We start from the raw sequence: 18564 nt of genomic DNA on the forward strand, positions 1-18564 counted from the left end.
CCGCGCCGTTTGCTCGTGACGGGTCGCAGCGCTTTTGGCAATGTACCAAGTTGAACCGCAGACGCCGCTGACGTCCCGGGTTCAAAGATTCTCCTATGCCCCATAGTCCACGTTACCGCGTGCTGGAGGTGCTGCACCAAGGTGCGGACACGATCCTCTACCGCGCGCGGTGCGCCGAGGACGGCCGGCCGGTGGTGCTCAAGGCCCTGCGGCGCGACCACGCGAGCCCCCGCGCCCTCGGACGGCTCCAGCACGAGCTCGAGGTCGCGACGGCGCTCGCTTCGCCGGTCATCGCCAAGGCCTACGGGATCGAGCCGTTCCGCGACCAGATGACCCTGGTCCTCGAGGACTTCGGCGGTCGCTCGCTCGACAGGTTCCTCGATGGGCCGATGGCCATCGAGCGCTTCTTCCCCCTCGCCCTCCGCCTCGCCGGCGCGCTCGCCGAGCTCCACCGACACCACGTCATCCACAAGGACATCAAGCCCCAGAACCTGCTCTGCAACCCCGACACCGACGAGGTGAAGATCACCGATCTCGGCATCGCCTCCCTCTCCCCCCGCGGGGCACAGGAGCTCGCACACGACGGGCTCATCGAGGGCACGCTCGCCTACATGGCGCCAGAGCAGACGGGCCGCATGAACCGCCGGGTCGACGAACGGTCCGACCTGTACTCCCTCGGCGTCACCTTCTACGAGATGCTGACTGGCACCCTGCCCTTCCGCGCCAGCGATCCCGTCGCGTGGGTCTATTGCCACATCGCCCAGGCGCCGCAGCCGCCGCACGCGCTCGCCCCATCGGTTCCCCCGCAGCTCTCCGCCGTCGTCCTCAAGCTGCTCTCCAAGGCCGCCGAGGAGCGCTACCAGAGCGCCCTCGGCCTGCGCCACGACCTCGACACGTGCTTTTCCCAGCTGCGCCAGGGTGGCGCCATCGAGGCCTTCCTGCTCGGACAGCGCGACATCTCCGACCGGTTCCAGATCCCGCAGCGGCTCTACGGCCGTGAGCGCGAGGTGGAGGCGCTGCTCGCCGCGTTCGAGCGCGTGGTCGCGAGCGGCCGGCCAGAGGTCGTGCTCGTCTCGGGCTACTCGGGCATCGGCAAGTCCTCGCTCGTCGCCGAGCTGCACGGGCCCGTCGTGCGCGAGCGCGGCTTCTTCCTCTCCGGAAAGTTCGATCAGCTCAAGCGCGACGTCCCCTACCGCCCCCTCCTTCACGCCTTTCGGGGGCTCGTGCAGGAGATCCTCAGCGCGAGCGAGCAGCAGGTCGAGCGCTGGCGAGAGCGCCTCCGCGAGGCCGTCGGCGCGAGCGGCAGGCTGCTCACCGACATGCTCCCGGAGATCGAGCGCCTCCTCGGCCCGCAGCCCCCCGTACCCGAGCTCCCGCCCGCCGAGGCCCAGAGCCGATTGCTCGCCACGCTCCAGCGCTTCGTCGCCGCCTGCGCCCGGAAGGAGCACCCCGTCGCCCTCTTCCTCGACGACCTGCAATGGGCCGACCCCGGTAGCCTCCTGCTCCTCGAGCAGCTCGCCACCCTCGCCGGCGACGCGCACCTCCTGCTCATAGGCGCTTATCGCGACAACGAGGTCGGCCCCGCGCACCCGCTCCGGCTCACGCTGGCCGACGTGCAGAAGCGCGGCGCCACCGCCTCCGACATTGTCCTCGAGCCGCTCTCCGCCGCCCACGTCGGGGCGCTCGTCGCCGAGACGGTCCACACACCGGAAGCGCAGGTCGAGCCGCTCGCCCGGCTCGTCCACGAGAAGACCGGCGGCAACCCCTTCTTCCTGATCCAGTTCCTCATCGCCTTGCACGACGAGGGGCTCATCACCTTCGATGCCGACGAGGGCGCATGGCGGTGGGAGTTCGCCGCCATCCGCGACAAGGGCTTCACCGACAACGTCGTCGAGCTGATGGTGGGCAAGCTCAATCGGCTCTCGGTCCCGACGCGCGACGCGCTCAAGCTCGCCGCGTGCCTCGGCGGCAGCCTGACCCTCGACGCCCTCGCGGTGGTCGCGAGGCGGCCGACTGAGGAGCTGCGCGAGGCGCTCGAGGAGGCCGTGCGGGAGGGGCTGCTGCTCCGCCGGGACAGCGCCTATCGCTTCCTCCATGACCGGGTGCAGCAGGCCGCGTATTCGCTCATCCCGCCCGGACAGCTCGCCGAGGTGCACCTCGGGATCGGCCAGCTGCTCTTGAAGGGGCGGAGGCCGGACGAGCGCGAGGACACGCTGTTCGAGATCGTCGGCCACCTCAACCGCGGCGCCGCGCTCCTCCGTTCCCAGGCCGAGCGCGACGAGCTCGCCGCCCTCAACCTCCGCGCCGGCAGGACAGCCAAGGCCGCCGCGGCGTATGAATCTGCCGCCGCCCTCTTCGTCGCCGGCATGGCCCTCCTCGCGAACGAGCCGCAGGAACGCTGGGAGACGCAGCACGCGCTGACCTACGCCCTGAACTTCGAGCGAGCGCACTGCGCGTACATCATCGGCAACTTCGATGAAGCCGAGCGGCTGCTCGAGGAGCTCACCGATCGCTCGATGACCAAGATCGAGAGGGCCGCCGTCGTCGAGCTCGCTGTCGCCCTGCACGTGACCCGCGGGCAGAGCGCCCGCGCTGTGGAGCTAGGTCTCTCCTTCCTGCGCTCCTACGACATCCATCTGCCAACCCACCTCACCGACGCGCGCCTCGACGAAGAGACCGAGAGCGTATGGCAGGCCCTGGGCGACCGGGCGATCGAGGACCTCATCCACCTGCCCCCCATGACGCACCCGGAGATCAAGATCGCGATGAGCATCTTGAAGAGTGTGTCCGTCGCTGCGTATTTCGTGGACCAGAACCTGCATCATCTGGTCCTCGAGCGCATGGTCACGCTCAGCCTTCGCCATGGGAACGCCGAGAGCTCTGCCCATGCGTACGCCGCCTTCGCGCGCGTGCTCGGACCGCGGTTCGGGCGATACAAGGAGGCTTACCTGTTCGGCAAGCTCGGTTACGACCTCGCGGAGAGGAGCGACCACCTCGCCACGAAGCCCACCGTGTTCTTCCTGTTCGGGCAGCTGACCGTCTTCTGGACGCGCCATTACAGAGAGAGCTACCCCTACAATCGCCTCGGCTTCAACGCCGCCGTGGAGTGCGGCGATCTGAACAACGCGTGTTACCATTGCGTCTGGGCATCGGTGTTCCCCCTGCTCTGCGGGGAGCCGCTGGAGGACGTCCTCCACCTGACCGAGGAGCGCCTCGGCTTCGTGCGCAAGGCCGGTTACGCGTTCATCCATGGCATCCTGCTCAGCGTCCGGTACCTCATCCAGACGCTGCGCGGGAGGCCGGTCCATTACGCGATGCTGGATGGCTCCGAGCTGGATCAGGCGGCCTTCGAGGCGCGGCTTCCTCCGGGCTCCTCGTACGGAGCTCATAGCCTGTACTGCTGCCTGAAGGCGCAGGCGCTGTTCCTTCTCGGCTCTCCCCGGGAGGCGCTCGCGGCATCGACCCGTGTCGTCGTCGATTATGACTGGAAGATGGACGCATGCGCGGAGATCCCCGAGATCTTCTATGTTCATGCGCTCGCGCTCGCCGCCGTGTTCGACGACGCGCACGACACGGCGACCTCGCCAGAGCGGGAGCTCCCCGAAGGGCTCCTCGCGTGCGAGCGGCAGCTCGGCGTGTGGGCCGCGAGCTGCCCCGGCAACTACCTCCACAAGCACGTCCTGGTCCGCGCCGAGATCGCCCGGCTCCTGGGGCGCGAGCCCGAGGCCATCCGGCTCTACGAGCAGGCCATCTCCTCGGCGCAAGAGGGCGGCTTCGTCCAGCACGAGGCCATCGCGTGCGAGCTCGCCGCCCGGTTCTACCGCGACCGCGGCCTGTCCACGCCCGCCATCGCTCACCTGCAGCGGGCGCGCGCCGCCTACTTCCGCTGGGGCGCCCACGCCAAGGTCGAGCAGCTCGACCAGCGTTATCCCTTCCTCGTCGAGCGAAGGTCGATCGCCCCCACCGTCACCTTCGCCGTACGCGCCGAGCAGTTCGACGTCCTCTCCGTCGTCAAGGCCTCTCAGAGCATCTCCGGAGAGCTCAAGCTCCCGCGCCTGCTCGAGACGCTCCTGCGCATCGTCGTCGAGCACGCGGGCGCCGGAGAGGGGGTTGCGCTCCTGGTCGGGGAAGATCGCCTGTCAGCCGCGGCGGCTATCACCGCGTCGGGGAGCGCCGCGCGGCTGCTCGAGGCGGGCGAGGCCCTGGCGGCGCTGCCGCAATCCATTCTCAATTATGTCCTCCGCAGCCACGAGCGCGTGCTGCTCGACGACGCGACCGAACGGCACCCGTTCTCGGAGGACGAGTATTTCGGCCGCAAGAGGCCGAGGTCGGTGCTGTGCCTCCCGATCGTGCGGCAAACGCGGCTGCTCGGCCTGCTCTACCTGGAGAACAACCTCGTCACCGGCGCGTTCACCCCAGGGCGGCTCACCGTGCTCGAGCTGCTCGCCTCGCAGTCGGCCATCTCGCTCGAGAACGCCATGCTCTACGCCGATATCGAGCAGGAGAACGCCGAGCGGCGGCGGGCAGAGCGGGAGCTCCGCGAAAGCCAGGCCACGCTGCAGGCCATCGTCGACAACTCCGCTGCCGCCATCTACCTCAAGGATCGCGACGGCCGGTTCCTGCTCGTCAACCGGCGGGTGAGCCGCGGCCTCGGCAGGCCGCTCGATCAAATCGTTGGAAAGACCAGCGCCGAGCTCTTGCCTGCCACCGCGACCGCGATCCTCGACGAACACGACCGGCGGGTGCTCGACTCGGGCGAGCCCATGGAGTTCGAGGAGGAGGTGCTGATAGACGGCGAGCTGCGCACCTACCTGTCCACCAAGTTCCTGCTCGGCGAGAGCGTCATGCCCGGCGTGCTCTGCGGCATCTCCACCGACATCACCGAGCGCAAGCGCGCCGAGCTCGCCGAGCGCTTCCTGGCCGAGGCGAGCCGCAAGCTCATGGCCCTCGGTTACGGCGCCACCCTCGACAGCGTCGCGCAGCTCGCCGTGCCCGACCTGGCCAACTGGTGCGTCATCGACGTGGACCCCGCGCGCAGCCCCCCGGGCGCCCCGGGACACGCGGTCACCGCAGGCCTGCCGGCCGAGCTCGCAAGCGCGGTGACGGACGCGCTGCGGCCCCTGGCAGCGAGCTCTCTGGATCACGCCGAAGTGGGCGACATCCGCGCTGCGCCCCTCCTCGAGCCGCTCGGCGTTCACTCTTTCCTCCGGGCGCCGCTGCTCTCGCGCGACCGGCGCTTCGGGGTCATGACCCTGCTGGCGGCCGCGCCCCGGCGCCGTTACCGCCCCGCCGACCTGTGGCTGGCCCAGGAGCTCGGGAGCCGCGCCGCGCTCGCGCTCGACAACAGCCGCCTGTTCGCCGAGGCCGAGCAGGCGATCGAGCGCCGCGACGAGTTCCTCCTCGTCGCATCCCATGAGCTCAAGACACCGCTCACCTCGCTCACGATGCAAGCCCACCTCCTCGCTCGGCTGCTGCCCCGCCTCCAGCGCGCCGAGGTCGCTCCGGAGCGCATCGACGCCGCGATCCAGCTCCTCAACCGCCAGATCGCGCGCCTCGGCCACCTGGTCGACGAGCTGCTCGACGTCACCCGCCTGAAGGCCGGCCAGCTGACCCTCGCGCGTGCGCCCGTCGATCTGGCCGCCCTGGCGCGCGATGTCGTCGAGCGGATGCACCAGCAGCTCGCGGACGCCCGCTGCCGCACCCAGCTCGACCTGGAAGGACCCGTGGTGGGCAACTGGGATGCTTCTCGGATGGAGCAGGTCCTCATCAACCTCCTGTCCAACGCGCTCAAATATGGCGCGGGAGGCGCCATTCACGTCGTCGTGCGCAGCCTGACCAGCCGCGCGGTGCTCGCCGTCCGCGATCACGGTATCGGCATCGCAGAGGCCGATCAGGCGAGGATCTTCGAGCGCTTCGAGCGCGCCGTCTCCGTCCGCAACTTCGGCGGCCTCGGACTCGGCCTCTACATCGTTCGATGGATCGTCACATCCCACGGCGGCACCATCCGCGTCGAGAGCACGCCGGGCGCGGGCGCCACCTTCATCGTCGAGCTGCCTTTGCGCCCGCCGGAGGCGGAGACGGACGTCCAGGGCACCTTCCTCCCGCAGGCGTAGGCGCGCGCTGCGCGGTGCGCGCGTCAGCACCGAGACTGCTGCCTCAGCCGGCGCTGACGCGCCGCCGTTTGCTCGTGACGGGTCGCAGTGCTTTTGGCAGTGTACCGAATTGAACCGCAGCACGCCGCTGACGCCCTGGGTTCAAAGATCCTCCTATGCCCCATAGTCCACGTTACCGCGTGCTGGAGGTGCTGCACCACGGTGCAGATACCATCCTCTACCGCGCGCGGCGCGAGGAGGACGGCCGACCGGTGGTGCTCAAGGTCCTGCGGCGCGACCACACGAGCCCCCACGCGCTCGGGCGGCTCCAGCACGAGCACGAGATCGCCAGGGCGCTCGATACGGCGGTCATCGTCAAGCCGTACGCGATGGAATCGCTCGGCGACCAGGCCGCGCTGGTCCTGGAGGACTTCGGTGGCCGCTCGCTCGATCGGCTGCTCGATGGCGATGGGCCGATGCGCCCGATGTCGATCGAGCGCTTCCTCCCCCTCGCCCTCCGCCTCGCCGGCGCGCTCGCCGAGCTGCACCGGCGGCACGTCATCCACAAGGACATCAAGCCCCAGAACCTGCTCTACAACCCCGACACCGACGAGGTGAAGATCACCGATCTCGGCATCGCCTCCCTCTCCCCCCGCGAATCCCAGGATCTCGTCCACAACAGCCTCATCGAGGGGACGCTGGCCTACATGGCGCCGGAGCAAACAGGCCGGATGAACCGCTGGATCGACGAGCGGACCGACCTGTACTCCCTCGGCGTCACCTTCTACGAGATGCTGACTGGCACCCTGCCATTCCACGCCAGCGATCCCGTCGAGTGGGTCTATTGCCATATCGCGCAGAGCCCGGTCCCGCCCCACGCGCTCGTCCCCTCGATTCCACCGCTCCTGTCCGAGATCGTGCTCAAGCTGCTCTCCAAGGCCGCCGAGGAGCGCTACCAGAGCGCGCTCGGCCTGCGTCACGACCTCGACGAGTGCCTCGCAAGGTGGCGGGCGAGCGGCGCCGTTCAGCCCTTCGCGCTCGGTGAGCGCGATCTCTCCGACCGGTTCCGCGTCCCGCAGCGGCTCTACGGCCGCGAGCGCGAGGCCCTAGCGCTGCTCGCCGCGTTCGAGCGCGTGGCGGCGCAGGGTCGGCCGGAGCTCGTGCTCGTGTCCGGGTATTCAGGTATCGGCAAGTCGTCGCTCGTCGCCGAGCTGCACAGGCCCGTCGTTCACGAGCGCGGCTTCTTCCTCTGCGGCAAGTTCGATCAGACCGCGAGGGATGTCCCCTACCGCGCATTCCTTCAGGCGTTCCGGGCGCTGTTTCAGGAGATCCTCAGCACGAGCGAGGAGCAGGTCGAGCGCTGGAGAGAGCGCCTCCGCGAGGCCCTCGACCAGAACGGCAGGCTGCTCGCCGACGTGCTCCCCGAGCTCGAGCGGCTCCTCGGCCCGCAGCCGCCCGTGCCCGAGCTCCCGCCCACCGAGGCGCAGGCCCGGCTGCACGCGACGCTCCAGCGCTTCGTCGCAGCGTGCGCCCGGAAGGAGCACCCCATGGCGCTCTTCCTCGATGATCTCCAGTGGGCCGACGCGGCCAGCCTCCTCTTGCTCGAGCACCTCGCCACCCATGCCGGCGACGCGCACCTCCTGCTGATCGGCGCCTACCGGGACAATGAAGTAGGCCCAGCGCACCCGCTGCGGCTCACCCTGGCCGAGGCCCGAAAACGCGGCGCCGCCGTCTCCGAGCTCGTCCTCGCGCCGCTCTCCGCCGGCCACGTCGGGGCGCTCGTCGCCGAGGCGGTCCACGCGCCCGAAGCGCACGTCGAGCCGCTCTCGCAGCTCGTCTACGAGAAGACCGGCGGCAACCCGTTCTTCGTGCTCCAGTTCCTCATCGCCCTGCACGAAGAGGGGCTCATCGCCGTCGACGCAGAGCAGCGCATGTGGCGGTGGGACATCGCCGCGATCCGCGACAAAGGGTTCACCGACAACGTCGTCGAGCTGATGGCCGGCAAGCTGAACCGGCTCTCGGTCCCGACGCGCGACGCGCTCAAGCTCGCCGCGTGCCTCGGCGGCAGCGTGGACCTCGACACCCTCGCCCTGATCGCGCGCCGCCCGGCGGGGGAGCTCCGCGACGCGCTCGAGGAGGCCGTGCGGGAGGGGCTGCTCCTCCGCCAGGGCAACGGCTATCGATTTCTCCATGACCGGGTGCAGCAAGCCGCTTACTCGCTCATCCCGGCAGCGCAGCTGGCCGAGGTGCATCTCCAGATTGGCCAGCTCCTCTGGAAGGGGCGGCGCCCGGAGGAGCGCGACGAGGCGCTCTTCGACGCCGTCGGCCACCTCAACCGCGGCGCCGCGCTCCTCCGTTCCCGGGCCGAGCGGGACGAGGTCGCCGCGCTCAACCTCCGCGCCGGCAGGAAGGCCAAGGCCGCCGCGGCCTTCCAGTCCGCCGCCGCGCTCCTCGTCGCGGGCCTCTCCTTGCTCGCGCCGGACTCCTGGGAGACGCAGCACGAGCTGACCTACGGCCTGACCTTCGAGCGCGCGCACGTCGCGTACATCACCGGCGCCATCGACGACGCCGAGCGGCTCCTCGAAGAGCTCGAGGATCGCGCGAGGACCAGGAGCGAGACGGCCGCCGTCGTCGAGCTCGTCATCACGCTGAAGGTCACCCGCGGGCAATACGTCCGCGCGGCGGAGATCGGGCTCGCGTGGCTCCGCACCTACGACATCGATCTTCCCTTCCTCCCCACCGACGCGCAGCTCGAAGAGGAGACGAAGAGCGTCTGGCAGGCCCTGGGCGACCGGGCGATCGAGGACCTGATCCATCTGCCCCCCATGACGCACCCGGAGATCAAGGCCACGATGAGCGTGCTGCTGGGCGCGGGCATCCCCGCGTCCTTCGTGAACGCGAACCTGCCCTTTCTCATCGTCCTGCGCATGATCCAGCTCAGCCTGCGCCACGGCAACGCCGAGAGCTCCCCTCACGCGTACACGTCCTTCGCGAGGATGCTCGGCCCGACGTTCGGGCGATACCAGGAGGCCTATCGGTTCGGCAAGCTCGGCTGCGACCTCGCGGACAGGAGCGGCCTCCTCACCACGAAATCGATGGCGTTCACGATCTTCGGACAGCATGTCGTCTTCTGGACACGCCACTACCGAGAGACGTATCCGTACTCGCGCGCCGGCTTCAGCGCCGCGGTCGAGTCGGGCGACCTGAACCACGCGTGCTTCAACTGCATGTGGGACACGCTGTTCCGGCTGCTCGCTGGCGAGCCGCTGGAGGACGTGCTCCGCGAGGTCGACGAGCGCCTCGGCTTCGTGCGCAGGGCCGGTCACCCGTTCGCCTATGGCATCCTCCTCGGCGCGCACGGAATGGTCCAGATGCTGCGAGGGAGGCCGGTCCGCTTCTCGATGCTCGATGGATCCGAGCTGGATCCGCCGGCCTTCGAGGCGCGGCTCGGCGAGGGGGTGCTGCAAAACGTTCAAAGCTTCTATCACGAGATGAAGGCCCAGGCGCTCTTCGTGCTCGGCTCTCCCGGAGAGGCGATCGAGACGGCGGCCCGGGGGATGAGCGAGCATGGATATGGGGTCGTGCCGACCGCCCTCATCGCCGAGAGCTTCTATTATTCCGCGCTCGCCATCGCGGCCCTCTTCAACGCGCCGCACGCCGAGCGGGGTTCCCCGCTGCAGGAGCTCCCCGAGCAGCTGCTCGACTGCGAGCGGCGGCTCGGCGAGTGGGCCAGGAACGGCCCCGACAATTTCCTCCACAAACACACGCTGGTCCGGGCCGAGATCGCGCGGCTCCGGGGGCACGAGCCGGAGGCCATCCGGCTGTACGAGCAGGCCATCGCGTCGGCGCAAGAGGGCGGCTTCGTCCAGCACGAGGCCATCGCCTGCGAGCTCGCGGCCCAGTTCTACCACGCGCGCGGCCTCGCCACGCCCGCCGACGCTTACCTGGAGAACGCGCGCGCCGCCTACTTTCGCTGGGGCGCCCACGCCAAGGTGGATCAGCTCGACCAGCGCTATCCCCACCTCGCCCCGCGCAAGCCAATCGCGCCCACCGTCACGTTCGCCGTGCGGGCCGAGCAGTTCGACGTGCTCTCCGTCGTCAAGGCCTCTCAGAGCATCTCAGGCGAGCTCCAGCTCCCGCGCCTGCTCGAGACGCTGCTGCGCATCGTGGTCGAGCACGCGGGCGCCGAGGAGGGTTATGTGCTCCTGGTCCGGCAAGATCGCGTGTCGACCGCGGCGGCGATCGCCGCGTCCGGTAGCGCGGCGCGGCTGCTCGACGCGGGCGAGGCGGCGGCGGCCGCGCTGCCGCAGTCCATCCTCAACTACGTTCGCCGCAGCCACGAGCGCGTGCTGCTCGCCGACGCCGCCGCGAAGCACCCGTTCATGGAGGACGAGTATTTCGCGCGAAAGAGGCCGAGATCGGTGCTGTGCCTCCCGATCGTGCACCGGGCCCGGCTGCTCGGCCTGCTCTACCTGGAGAACAGGCTCGTCACCGGAGCGTTCACCCCAGGGAGGCTCACCGTGCTCGAGCTGCTGGCCTCGCAATCGGCCATCTCGCTCGAGAACGCCATGCTCTATACCGACATCGAGCAGGAGAACGCCGAGCGGCGGCGGGCAGAGCGAGAGCTCCGCGAAAGCCAGGCCACGCTGCAAGCCATCGTCGACAACTCTGCCGCGGCCATCTACCTCAAGGATCGCGAGGGCCGCCACCTGCTCGTCAACCGGCAAGCGGGCCGCATCCTGGGCATGCGGACCGAGCAGCTCCTCGGAAAGACGATGAACGAGCTCTTGCCTGCTGCGCTCCTGGAGGCCATCGACGACCACGACCGGAAGGTGCTCGACGCGGGCGTGCCGATGGAGTTCGAGGAAGAGTTGCTGATAGACGGGGAGCTGCGCACCCATCTGTCGATCAAGTTCCCGCTCGGCGAGGGCGTCATGCCCGGCGTGCTCTGCGGAATCTCGACCGACATCACCGAGCGCAAGCGGGCCGAGCTCGCCGAGCGCTTCCTGGCCGACGCGAGCCGCAGGCTCATGGCCCTGGGCTACGGCGCCACCCTCGACAGCGTCGCGCAGCTCGTCGTGCCCGAGCTGGCCGATCAGTGCGTCATCGACGTGGGCGTCGCTCACGGCGACCCGGGACACGCGGTCACCGCGGGCGTGCCGGACGACCTCGCAGGCGCCGTGATGGACGCGCTGCGGCCCCTGGCAGCGAGCTCGCCGGACCGCCCCGAGGTCGGGGACCTCCGCGCTGCGCCGCTGCTCGAGCGGCTCGGCATTCACTCCTTCCTCCGGGTCCCGCTCCTCGCGCGCGACCGGCGCTTCGGGGTCATGACCCTGCTGGCGACCGCTCCCCGGCGCCGCTACGGCCCCGCTGACCTGTGGCTCGCCGAGGAGCTCGGGCTCCGCGCAGCGCTCGCGCTCGACAACACCCGCCTGTTCGCCGAAGCCCAGGTGGCGATCGAGCGCCGGGACGAGTTCCTCCTCGTCGCCTCTCACGAGCTCAAGACCCCGCTCACCTCGCTGAAGATGCAGGCCCACCTCCTCGCCCGGCTCTTGCCCCGCTTCCAGCGCGCGGAGATCTCTCCGGAGCGCATCGACGCTGCGCTCCAGGTCCTGAGCCGCCAGATCGCGCGGCTCGGCCACCTGGTCAACGAGCTGCTCGACGTCACCCGCCTGAACGTCGGCCAGCTGACCCTCACGCGCGCGCCCGTCGATCTGGCCGCCCTGACGCGTGAGGTCGTCGAGCGGATGAAACAGCAGCTCGCCGATGCCCGCTGCCCCACCAAGCTCGACCTGGAAGGGCCCGTGGTCGGGGACTGGGATGCTTCTCGGATGGAGCAGGTCCTCATCAACCTGCTGTCCAACGCGATCAAGTACGGCGCAGGAGGCCCCATTCACATCGTCGTGCGCGGCGAGGGCGATCGCGCGCGGCTCGTCGTCCGCGATCACGGCATGGGCATCGCCGAGGCCGATCAAGCCAGGATCTTCGAGCGCTTCGAGCGCGCCGTCTCCGTCCGCAACTTCGGCGGTCTCGGACTCGGCCTCTACATCGTTCGATGGATCGTCACATCCCACGGCGGCACCATCCGCGTCGAGAGCAAGCCGGGCGCGGGCGCCGCCTTCATCGTCGAGCTGCCTTTGCACCCGGCCGAGCGGGAGACAGACGTCCAGGGCACCTTTCTCCCGCAGGCGTAGGCGCGCGCTGCGCTGCGCGCTGCGCGCTGCGCCCGTCAGCACCGACTGCTGCCTCCGCCGGCGCTGACGCGACGCCGTTTGCTCGTGACGAGGCGCAGCGCTTTTGGCAGTGTACTGATTTGGGCCGCAGCACGCAGCTGACACGCCGGTTTTCGAAGTTCTTGCTATGCCCCATAGTCCACGTTACCGCGTGCTGGAGGTGCTGCACCAAGGTGCAGATACCCTCCTCTACCGCGCGCGGCGCGAAGAGGACGGCCGGCCGGTGGTGCTCAAGGTCCTGCGGCGCGACCACGCCAGCCCCCGCGCTCTCGGGCGGCTGCACCACGAGCTCGAGGTCGCCAGAGCGCTCGATACGACGGCCATCGTCAAGCCCTACGCGATCGAATCGTTCGACGACCAGGCCGCGCTGGTCCTTGAGGACTTCGGCGGCCGCTCGCTCGACCAGCTGCTCGATGGCGATGGGCCGATGCGCCCGATGTCGATCGAGCGCTTCCTGCCCCTCGCCCTCCGCCTGATCGGCGCCCTCGCCGAGCTCCACCGGCGGCACGTCATCCACAAGGACATCAAGCCCCAGAACCTCCTCTACAGCCCCGACACCGGGGAGGTGAAGATCACCGATCTCGGCATCGCCACCCTTTCGCCCCGCGAGGCCCAAGTGCTCTCGCACGTCGGGCTCATCGAAGGGACGCTGGCTTACATGGCGCCGGAGCAAACAGGCCGGATCAACCGCTGGGTCGACGAGCGGACCGACCTGTACTCCCTCGGCATCACCTTTTACCAGATGCTGACTGGCGCCCTGCCGTTCCGGGCGAACGATCCCGTCGAGTGGGTCTACTGCCATATCGCCCAGACGCCGCAGCCGCCACACACGCTCGTCCCATCGATTCCGCCGCTCCTGTCCGCGATGGTGCTCAAGCTGCTCGCCAAGGCCGCCGAGGAGCGTTACCAGAGCGCGGCGGGCCTGCGGTATGATCTCGACGAGTGCTTCGCCAGATGGCGGGCGAGCGGCGCCATCGCCCCCTTCCCGCTCGGACAGCGCGATCGCTCCGACCGGTTCCAAATCCCGCAGCGGCTCTACGGCCGCGAGCGCGCGGTGGAGGCGCTGCTCGCCGTGTTCGAGCGGGCGGTGGCGCAGGGCCGGCCTGAGCTCGCGCTCGTATCGGGCTACTCGGGCATCGGCAAGTCGTCGCTCGTCGCCGAGCTGCACAGGCCTGTCGTGCGCGAGCGGGGCTTCTTCCTCTCCGGCAAGTTCGATCAGACCGCGAGGGACGTCCCCTACAGCGCCTTCCTTCAGACATTCCGGGCGCTCTTTCAGGAGATCCTCGGCGCAAGCGAGGAGCAGGTCGAGCGCTGGAGGCTGCGCCTCCGCGAGGCCCTCGGCCAGAACGGCAGGCTGCTCGCCGAGCTGCTCCCAGAGCTCACGCTCCTCCTTGGCCCGCAGCCGCCCGTGCCCGAGCTTCCGCCCACCGAGGCCCAGAGCCGGCTGCTCGCCACGCTCCAGCGCTTCGTCGCGGCGTGCGCCCAGAAGGAGCACCCCGTCGCGCTCTTCCTGGATGACCTGCAATGGGCCGACGCAGCCAGCCTCCAGCTGCTCCAGCAGCTCGCCACCCATGCCGACGCCGCGCACCTGCTGCTGATAGGCGCCTACCGCGACAACGAGGTCGGCGCCGAGCACCCGCTGCGGCTCGCGCTGGCCGAGGCGCGGAAGCGCGGCGCCGTGATCTCGGACATCGTCCTCGCGCCGCTCTCCCCCGCCCATGTCGGCGCGCTCGTCGCCGAGGCGGTCCACGCGCCCGAAGCAGACGTCGAGCCGCTCTCGCAGCTCGTCTACGACAAGACCGCCGGCAACCCCTTCTTCGTGCTCCAGTTCCTGATCGCGCTGCACGACGAGGGGCTCATCGCCTTTGACGCCGACGAGGGCGCATGGCGGTGGGACATCGCCGCCATCCGCGACAAGGGCTTCACCGACAACGTCGTCGAGCTGATGGCCGGCAAGCTCAAGCGCCTCTCGGTTCCGACGCGCGACGCGCTCAAGCTCGCCGCGTGCCTCGGCGGAAGCGTGGACCTCGACACCCTCGCGGTGGTCGCGGGCCGTCCGGCGGAGGAGCTCCGCGACGCGCTCGAGGAGGCCGTGCGGGAGGGCCTGCTCCTCCGCCAGGGCGGCGCCTACCGATTTCTCCATGACCGGGTACAGCAAGCCGCAACCTCGCTCATCCCCGCGGGACAGCTCGCCGAGGTGCACCTCCGGATTGGCCAGCTCCTCTTGAAGGGGCAGCGCCCAGAGGAGCGCGACGTGGCGCTCTTCGACGTCGTCGGCCACCTCAACCGCGGCGCCTCGCTCATCCGTTCCCAGACGGAGCGGGACGATCTCGCCGCGCTGAACCTCCGCGCCGGCAGGAAGGCCAAGGCCGCCGCGGCCTACCAGTCCGCCGCCGCGCTCTTCGCCGCTGGCCTTTCCCTGCTCGCGCCGGCCTCTTGGGAGACGAAGCACGAGCTGACCTACAACCTGACGCTCGAGCGCGCGCGCGCCGCGTACATCACCGGCGGCTTCGACGAGGCCGAGCGGCTCCTCGAAGCACTCATGGAGCGCGCGAGGATCCGGAGCGAGGCGGCCGCCGTCGTCGAGCTCGTCGTCACGCTGAATGTCACCCGCGGGCAATACGACCGCGCGGTGGAGATCGCGCTCGCGTGGCTTCGCGCCTGCGACATCGATCTTCCGCGCCACCCCACCGACGCACAGATTGACGAGGAGACGAAGAGCGTGTGGCAGATCCTGGGCGATCGGGCGATCGAGGACCTGATCCATCTGCCCCCCATGACGCACCCGGAGAGCAAGATCACGATGGGCGTGCTGCAGGGCGCGGGCATCCCCGCGGCCTTCGTGGACCGGAACCTGCCCTTTCTCATCGTCCTGCGCATGGTCAAGCTCAGCCTGCGCCACGGCAACGCCGAGAGCTCCGCTTTCGCGTACGCCTCCTTCGCAAGGCTGATCGGCCCGAGGTTCGGGCGATACCAGGAGGCCTATCGGTTCGGCAAGCTCGGGCACGACCTGGCGCAGAGGAGCGATCTCCTCACCACGAAATCGATGGTGTTCACGATCTTCGGACAGCATGTCGTCCTCTGGACACGCCACTACAGAGAGACGTATCCGTACACGCGCGCCGGCTTCAGCGCCGCGGTCGAGTCTGGCGATCTGAACATGGCGTGCTTCAACTGCATGTGGGACGCGCAGTTCCGCCTGTTCTCTGGCGAGGCGCTGGAGGACGTGTTCCTCGAGGTCGACGAGCGCCTCGGCTTCGTGCGCAGGGCCGGTTATGCGTTCGCGCACGGCGTCCTCCTCAGCGCCCACGCCGTGATCCAGGCGCTGCGCGGGCGGCCAGTCCGCTTCTCGATGCTCGATGGCACCGAGCTGGATCCGCCGGCCTTCGAGGCGCGGGTGAAGGAGGGAGAGCTGGCGATCGCTCGCGACTTCTATTACGGCTTGAAGGCGCAGGCGCTCTTCGTGCTCGGCTCTCCCGGAGAGGCGTTCGCGGCGGCGGCCCCCGTCGTCACCGAGCTCCCCTTCAAAACCGACCCGCACGCCGTCATCGCCGAGAGCGTCTATTATCTCGCGCTCGCGCTCGCGGCCCTCTTCAACGCGCCGCACGAGGCGCGGGATTCCCCGCCGCCGGCGCTCCCCGAGCAGCTGCTCGAGTGCGAGCGGCAGCTCGGCGAGTGGGCCAGGAGCGGCCCCGACAACTTCCTCCACAAACACGCGCTGGTCCGCGCCGAGATGGCCCGGCTCCGAGGGCACGAGCCGGAGGCCATCCGGCTCTACGAGCAAGCCATCGCGTCGGCGCGGGAAGGCGGCTTCGTCCAGCACGAGGCCATTGCCTGCGAGCTCGCCGCGGGGTTCTACCGCGCGGGAGGCCTCACCACGCCCGCCGACGCCTACCTGCAAAAGGCCCGCGCCGCCTATTTCCGCTGGGGCGCCCACGCCAAGGTCGAGCAGATCGACCAGCGCTATCCCCACCTCGCCCCGCGCAAGCCGATCGCGCCCACCGTCACCTTCGCCGTGCGGGCCGAGCAGTTCGACGTCCTTTCCGTCGTCAAGGCATCTCAGAGCATCTCCGGCGAGCTCCAGCTCCCGCGCCTGCTCGAGACGCTGCTTCGCATCGTGGTCGAGCACGCGGGCGCCGAGGAGGGCTATGTGCTCCTGATCCGACAAGATCGCCTATCGACCGCGGCGGCGATGTCCGCGTCCGGAGGCGCCGCGCGGCAGCTCGACGCGGGCGAGGCGGCGGCGGCCCCGCTGCCGCAATCCATTCTCAACTACGTTCGCCGGAGCCACGAGCGCGTGCTGCTCGACGACGCCGCCGGGAGGCACCCTTTCCTCGAGGACGCGTATTTCGCGCAGAAGCGGCCGAGATCGGTGCTGTGCCTCCCGATCGTGCACGGCGCCCGGCTGCTCGGCCTGCTCTACCTGGAGAACAGGCTCGTCACCGGCGCGTTCACCCCGGGGCGGCTCACCGTGCTCGAGCTGCTCGCCTCGCAGTCGGCCATCTCGCTCGAGAACGCCATGCTCTATACCGATATCGAGCAGGAGAACACCGAGCGGCGGCGGGCAGAGCGGGAGCTCCAGGCCAACCAGAAGACGCTCCAGGCCATCGTCGACAACTCCGCTGCAGCCATCTACCTCAAGGATCGCGACGGCCGGCACCTGCTCGTCAACCGCGAGGTGGGCCGCGGCCTGGGCATGCCCACCGAGCAGATCCTCGGAAAGACGACCGCCGAGCTCCTGCCTGCCGCCGTCGCCAGCGCCATCGACGACCACGACCGGCGTGTGCTCGACGGGGGCGAGCCGATGGAGTTCGAGGAAGAGGTGCTGATAGAGGGCGAGCTGCGCACCTGCCTGTCCGTCAAGTTCCCTCTGGGCGAGCACGTCATGCCCGGCGTGCTCTGCGGCATCTCCACCGACATCACAGAGCGCAAGCGCGCCGAGCTCGCCGAGCGCTTCCTGGCCGAGGCGAGCCGCAGGCTGATGGCCCTCGGCTACGGCGCCACCCTCGACAGCATCGCGCAGCTCGCCGTGCCCGAGCTGGCCGACCGGTGCGTCATCGACGCGGACCTCACCCACGGCGCCTCGGGGCAGATGGTCATCGCGGGGGTGCCAGCCGAGCTCGCAGGCGCGGTGATGGACGCGTTGCGGCCCCTGACAGTGACCTCGCCGGATCGGCCCGAGGTGGGCGACGTCCACGCCGCGCCCCTCCTCGGGCAGCTCGGCATTCACTCGTTCCTCCGGATCCCGCTCCTCGCGCGCGACCGGCGCTTCGGCGTCATGACCCTGCTGGCGACCGCGCCCCGGCGCCTCTATGGTCCCGCCGAGCTGCGGCTCGCCGAGGAGCTGGGGAGCCGCGCCGCGCTCGCGCTCGACAACAGCCGCCTGTTCGCCGAGGCCCAGCAGGCGATCGAGCGCCGCGACGAGTTCCTCCTCATCGCATCGCACGAGCTCAAAACACCGCTCACCTCGCTGACGATGCAGGCCCACCTCCTCGCTCGGCTCCTGCCGCGCTTCCAGCGCTCGGAGATCTCCCCGGAGCGCATCGACGCCGCGCTCCAGGTCCTCAATCGCCAGATCGGGCGGCTCGGCCACCTGGTCAACGAGCTGCTCGATGTCACCCGCCTGAACGCTGGCCGGCTGACCCTCGCGCGCGCGCCGGTCGATCTGGCGGCCCTGACGCGCGAGGTCGTCGAGCGAATGAGACAGCAGCTCGCCGACGCCCGCTGCCGCCCCCAGCTCGACCTGGAAGGGCCCGTGGTCGGTCACTGGGATGCTTCTCGCGTGGAGCAAGTCGTCATCAACCTCCTGTCCAACGCGATGAAGTACGGCGCAGGCGCCCCCATCCACGTCGCCGTGCGGGGCGAAGGCGAGCGCGCGCTGTTCGTGGTCCGCGATCACGGCATGGGCATCGCCGAAGCCGATCAAGCCAGGATCTTCGAGCGCTTCGAGCGCGCCGTCTCCGTCCGCAACTTCGGCGGTCTCGGCCTCGGCCTCTACATCGTTCGATGGATCGTCACCTCCCACGGCGGCACCATCCGCGTCGAGAGCAAGCCGGGCGCGGGCGCCTCCTTCATCGTCGAGCTGCCTTTGCATGCGGCCGAGGCAGAGGCGGACGGCCAGGATGCCCTGCTCCCGCAGGCGTAGGTGCGCGCTGCGCACTCGGCCCCCGACTGCGCCTCAGCAGCTCCCTTTCCGTCCCCGCTCCCGCCGTGCATGACGACTGCACCGCTGCAGGCGA

General features: G+C 69.7%; 3 protein-coding genes. All 3 read left to right on the forward strand.

Going from position 1 to position 18564, the window contains the following annotated elements; genetic code table 11:
• Positions 1–95 precede the first annotated feature (95 nt).
• The 3 genes from WME79_RS30635 to WME79_RS30645 all read left to right on the forward strand — a co-directional run bounded on the left by WME79_RS30635 (position 96) and on the right by WME79_RS30645 (position 18470).
• Positions 96–6113 (forward strand): AAA family ATPase, encoded by a 6018-nt coding sequence (locus tag WME79_RS30635; protein WP_437522037.1) that lies wholly within the window; start codon positions 96–98, stop codon positions 6111–6113.
• Between the two features lie 155 nt (positions 6114–6268).
• Complete coding sequence (locus WME79_RS30640; RefSeq protein WP_437522039.1) at positions 6269–12286, forward strand: AAA family ATPase; 6018 nt, start codon at positions 6269–6271, stop codon at positions 12284–12286.
• A gap of 166 nt (positions 12287–12452) precedes the next feature.
• The gene (locus tag WME79_RS30645; RefSeq protein WP_437522040.1) at positions 12453–18470 is read left to right on the forward strand and encodes an AAA family ATPase; all 6018 of its coding nucleotides are present in this window, start codon (positions 12453–12455) and stop codon (positions 18468–18470) included.
• The last annotated feature ends 94 nt before the right edge of the window (positions 18471–18564 follow it).

This window comes from Sorangium sp. So ce726 (assembly GCF_051521405.1).
GTDB lineage: Bacteria > Myxococcota_A > Polyangia > Polyangiales > Polyangiaceae > Sorangium.

Excerpts from the sequence above, each read along its gene's own strand:
- WME79_RS30635 (WP_437522037.1), top strand. The coding sequence starts at position 96 with ATGCCCCATAGTCCACGTTACCGCGTGCTGGAGGTGCTGCACCAAGGT.
- WME79_RS30640 (WP_437522039.1), top strand. The coding sequence starts at position 6,269 with ATGCCCCATAGTCCACGTTACCGCGTGCTGGAGGTGCTGCACCACGGT.
- WME79_RS30645 (WP_437522040.1), top strand. The coding sequence starts at position 12,453 with ATGCCCCATAGTCCACGTTACCGCGTGCTGGAGGTGCTGCACCAAGGT.